Origin of the sequence: Demequina sp., from assembly GCF_016278775.1 — a bacterium.
Classification (GTDB): Bacteria; Actinomycetota; Actinomycetes; order Actinomycetales; family Demequinaceae; genus Demequina.
In genome coordinates this window covers 1-4,709 of sequence record NZ_JADQBF010000076.1, presented here as the reverse complement: position 1 = coordinate 4,709, position 4,709 = coordinate 1, and the positions used below count along the sequence as shown (strand labels likewise).

Here is a 4,709-nt window from a genome sequence, read left to right as displayed (position 1 = left end):
GCCGTCGTCAGTGCGCGCCACGCTGTCTGACCACACGGGCACGGCTACATCCTCTCGGGTGCGCTGACGCCGAGCAGCCCGAGCCCGTTGCGCAGCACCTGGCCGGTGGCGTCGTTGAGCCACAGGCGCGTGCGGTGCAGGTCGGTGATCCGTTCGTCTCCCTGCGGGGTGACGCGGGTGCGGTCGTACCACTGGTTGAAGACGGAGGCGAGTCGCTCGAGATAGCGGGCCACGCGGTGCTGTTCCCTGAAGTCGACGGCTTGGGCGACGATGCGCGGGAACTCGCCCAGCACGCCCAGCAGCGCGGCCTCGCTCTCGTGAGTCAGCAGGGACGCGTCGAAGCCGTCCTCCCTACTGAAGCCATACTCGGCGGCGTTGCGTGCCACGCCTGCGGAGCGCGCGTGGGCGTATTGCACGTAGAACACGGGGTTGGCGTTGGTGGCGGAGGCGAGCAGGTCGAGGTCCACATCAAGCGTGGCGTCGGCGCTGGACCGCGTCAGGGCGTAGCGGGCGGCGTCGACTCCCACCACGTCCACCAGGTCCTCCATGGTGACCACGGTGCCCGCGCGCTTGGACATCCGCACGGGTGCGCCGTCCTTCACCAGGTTCACCATCTGGCCGATGATGACCTCGACGGAGTCGGGGTTGTAGCCCAGCGCCGCGGCGCCGGCCTTGAGGCGCGCGATGTAGCCGTGGTGGTCCGCGCCGAGCAGGAAGATGCACAACTGCGCGCCGCGCTCGCGCTTGTCGCGGATGTACGCGATGTCGCCGGCGATGTAGGCGGCGTTGCCGTCGGACTTGATGACCACGCGGTCCTTCTCGTCGCCGAACTCGGAAGAGCGCAACCACCAGGCACCCTCCGATTCGTACAGCGAGCCGGACTCCTTGAGTTGGTCCAGGGCGCGCTCGACCTTGCCTGACTTGTGCAGCGAGTCCTCGTGAAAGTACACGTCAAAGTCCACGCCAAAGTCGTGCAGCGACTCCTTGATCTGGTCAAACATGAGGTGCACGCCGCGCGCACGGAAGAACTCCTGAGCCTCGGCGCGCGGAAGCTCGAGGGGGTCGTCCTCTCCCGCCTCCATCGCGTCTTGAAGCACCCTGTTGGCGATCTCTTGGATGTACTCGCCGCCGTAGCCATCCTCTGGGGCATCCTCGCCCAGGATCGCCGCCAGCAGCGACTGCGCGAAGCGGTCGACTTGGACGCCGTGATCGTTGAAGTAGTACTCGCGCGTCACCTCGGCGCCGTGGAACTCCAGCAGCCGGCTCAGCGAGTCGCCGACTGCGGCCCACCGGGTGCCGCCTAGGTGGATGGGGCCGGTGGGGTTGGCGGAGACGAACTCGACGTTGACGTGCACGCCGGCAAAAGACTCGCCGCGGCCGTAGTCCTCGCCCTCGTGGAGGATCGAGCGCGCCAACTCGCCAGCGGCGCCAGCGGAAAGCCGAATGTTGAGGAACCCTGGTCCCGCTACGTCGGCCGCTTCAATGCCGTCAACGGTGAGCAGACGGGCGGCCACCAACTCCGCAAAGGCCCTCGGGTTCATGCCTGCCTTCTTGGCCAGCTGCATGGCGACATTGGTGGCCCAGTCACCGTGCTCGCGCACCTTGGGTCGCTCGACGCGCACCTCGACTACGTCTTCATTGGTGAGGGCGATCTCGCCAGCGGCGATGGCCTCTTCGATGCAGACGGCGATGGTTGCGGAGAGTTCTTCTGGAGTCACTCTCCGAGTCTATCGGCGTGTGACGGTTCAGCCTCCGAGCTCCGCCTGCACGCGCTTGGTCAGCGACGCACGCACGATGGCGTACCCGGTGCGGATCGCCTCGACGATCACCTCCCGCGGAACATCCTCATCCAGAGCGAGCGAGATCCACCGCCGCTTGTTTGCGTAGTACCCGGGCGTGACGCCCTCGTACTCCTGCACCAGCGCCGCGTTCTCGTCAGGGTCTCCCTTCACCGTCACGATGCGGCGGCCGGCCGGGTCTGCGCCCAACCGCCCGAAGTGTTTGCCGCCCACCTGGAAGGTCCGCGAACCCCAGTCGGGATAAGGCACCGTCTCGGCGCCTGGAAGAGAGGCAAGGGCGTCGGCAATCCAGTCGTCGACGTCGGGAACCGTGTAGTCCGTCATGTCCGCGACGCTATCGGAGGGCACCGACACGAACGCTGAGAGTCAGCTTCCACCCACTCGCGGCCGGGCCCCTCGCCCTTCGCGCGCCACCCAGCCGGTGCGGTATCCTCGACTGCCGCGCCACGCGCGCGTCAGCCCCCGTAGCTCAGCGGATAGAGCGCCGGTTTCCGGTACCGTAGGTCGCAGGTTCGACTCCTGTCGGGGGCACCATCTTTCACCGCGGGATCGCTGCCGCGCACCTGCCTCGTTGGCGCAGACCGGTCGGGAAGGAACACGATGGCGAAGTTGTACTTCCGCTATGGCGCGATGAACTCGAGCAAGTCCGCCCTCCTCCTGACGGCCGCCTACAACTATGAGGAGCGCGACCAGCACCCCGTGCTCGTCAAGCCAGGAGTCGACACCAAGGCGGGCCGGGCCGTCTCCTCCCGCGTGGGCATCGAACGCGCCGTCGACGTCCTGCTGCAGAACGACACCTCGCTCATCGCGGCACTCCAGGAGCATCGTCCCCTGGAGCAGACGGACGCCGTGTTCATCGACGAGGCGCAATTCCTCACGCCAGCCCAAGTAGACGAGGCCTTTGTGGTGGCCGTCTCCCACGGCGTGCCCGTGCTGTGCTACGGCTTGCGCGGCGACTTCATGACCCATTCGTTCCCTGGCTCACTACGGCTGCTCGAGATCGCTCATAGCATCGAAGAGCTCAAGACGATCTGCCGATGCGGCGCCAAAGCGGTGTTCAACGCCCGTGTCATCGACGGCGAGTTTGTGAGTCACGGCGACCAGGTAGCGATCGACGGCCAACAGGCGAGCTACGAGTCGCTCTGCGGGCGGTGCTACCTCGCCAAAGTGGGACCCGTTCAGCACGCCTGAGCCCTCGCCCCCTGGCCCACACGTTTCTACGATGGCTGTATGAGCACCAGGGCCGACTTGCGCTACGAGCCGAGACTCGGCATCGCCTTGGGTGGCGGCGGCGCGCTCGGCGCGGCACACGTCGGCGTGCTTCAGGAGTTGGCCAAGCGGGGCATCCACCCGAGCATCGTGGTGGGCACCTCGGCTGGCGCGGTGGTCGGCGCGGCCTACGCGGCGGGCTTCGACCTGAAGGAACTCGAGGCCATCGTCGTCGAGTCGCGCTGGGGGGACTTCGGCACATTCTCCTTCACGCCAGGACTCGGGATTCTCGACACCGATGGCCTGCGCGACACGATTGACCGCCTCGCCGGACCAGCGCTCATGATCGAGGACCTCCCGGTCCGATTCGGCGCCGTCGCCACCGACTTGGTCACTCGGGAGGTGGTGCTGCTCGACTCGGGCCCGGTGGCCGACGCCTTGTCCGCCTCCATCTCCGTGCCCGGGCTGTTCCGTCCGACTCGCTTGCACGGACACCTGCTGGTCGACGGAGGGGTGATCCAGAACCTGCCCCTCGAGGCGACTTTCGAGATGGGCGCGCGCCACGTGATCGGCGTGAGGCTCGCCCCCGAGTGGGACGGCCTGCCGCAGTTCCGCACCAGCACGCGCGTTCACGAGTTCGAGATTCGTGGAGACGTCACCATGATCAGGCCCCGCATCGGGCAGCGCTCCCAGTGGGTCGCCGACGACTTGCCAGCGCTGGTTCAGCTGGGCAGGGACGCCGCGATTGAGGCGCTCGGCGACTACCCGGAGCTGGGCATACGGTCGACCATCGCCGAGCTTCCCCAAAGGATCGCATCGTTCTTTCGCCCACCGACCCCGCCCGCCCCGCGGGACTAGAAACCTGCACCTCCCAGGGACTTCCCTGTCAGGGACGTCCCCGATGCACGGGCCCCGACTTTCACCCCTCCGGGCGATGCCACGTGGACTTGGCCGGTCGTAGCGTGGTGTGCAGCAACGACACGGAGACACACATGAGACTGCACACTGCGTTCGGCGCCCTGACCCTAGCGGCGGCCGCCCTGACCCTCAGCGCCTGCGAGATCAACGGCGAAGGCCCCGTGCTGCTGCCTGACGACCTGAGCGGCGAGACCATCACGCAAGTCCGCGATCTGGACGGGTTCACCGCCATCTCAATGGGAGGCAGTGCCGACCTCGTGGTGACAGAGGGCGAGTCCTTCGAGATCGAGGTCACCACCGATACGAACCTCCAGGAACACGTCACCACGGCGGTCGAGGGCAACACCTTGCGGATCCAGCAGCGCTACTCGATCATCGGCGCGTCTCCGAACGTGTCGGTGGCCGTGACGGTGCCGGACCTCACTCGGCTCGAGCTGTCTGGCGCGGCGGACGTGCGCGTACGCTCCGTGATGGCGGACAGCCTCGACGTGGAAATCAGCGGCGCGGGGAACGTCGATCTTGCCGCAGACGCTCAACACCTCACCATCTCCGTGTCGGGAGCGGGCGTGGTCACTGCGCACGGGACGGTGGGCTCCGGCTCGATCGACGTGTCGGGGGCTGGCGGCGTGGTGGGTGAAGACCTGACCATCGCCGACGCCGATGTGTCAGTCTCCGGTGCGGGCTCGGTAAGTGTGCGCGTACGGGAGGCGCTCGACGCGAGCGTGTCGGGAGCCGGGAGCGTGGTCTACTTCGGGGATCCGACGGTCACCCAAGACATCTCTG

At 67.2% G+C, this 4,709-nt stretch carries 5 protein-coding genes and 1 tRNA gene; 4 read left to right on the top strand and 2 right to left on the bottom strand.

What is annotated here, in order from left to right; all coding sequences use genetic code 11:
• Nucleotides 1–44 precede the first annotated feature (44 nt).
• Both argS and QZZ33_RS08960 read right to left on the bottom strand, forming a co-directional pair.
• Nucleotides 45–1,718, bottom strand: coding sequence for an arginine--tRNA ligase (argS, locus tag QZZ33_RS08965; protein WP_291379527.1), 1,674 nt, complete (start codon nucleotides 1,716–1,718; stop codon nucleotides 45–47).
• Nucleotides 1,719–1,745: 27 nt separating this feature from the next.
• Nucleotides 1,746–2,123, bottom strand: a complete 378-nt coding sequence (locus QZZ33_RS08960; protein WP_291379525.1) for an MmcQ/YjbR family DNA-binding protein — start codon at nucleotides 2,121–2,123, stop codon at nucleotides 1,746–1,748.
• A 134-nt stretch (nucleotides 2,124–2,257) separates the two neighbouring features.
• Between QZZ33_RS08960 and QZZ33_RS08955 the strand changes: the two genes are divergently transcribed.
• From QZZ33_RS08955 to QZZ33_RS08940, 4 genes are all read left to right on the top strand, one after another.
• A tRNA-Arg gene (locus QZZ33_RS08955) sits at nucleotides 2,258–2,333 on the top strand.
• Between the two features lie 66 nt (nucleotides 2,334–2,399).
• Complete coding sequence (locus QZZ33_RS08950) at nucleotides 2,400–2,990, top strand: thymidine kinase (protein ID WP_291379523.1); 591 nt, start codon at nucleotides 2,400–2,402, stop codon at nucleotides 2,988–2,990.
• Between the two features lie 39 nt (nucleotides 2,991–3,029).
• Nucleotides 3,030–3,866 (top strand): patatin-like phospholipase family protein, encoded by an 837-nt coding sequence (locus QZZ33_RS08945; RefSeq protein WP_291379522.1) that lies wholly within the window; start codon nucleotides 3,030–3,032, stop codon nucleotides 3,864–3,866.
• A gap of 134 nt (nucleotides 3,867–4,000) precedes the next feature.
• On the top strand, nucleotides 4,001–4,709 hold a 709-nt coding region (locus tag QZZ33_RS08940; protein WP_291379520.1), incomplete at its 3' end, for a head GIN domain-containing protein.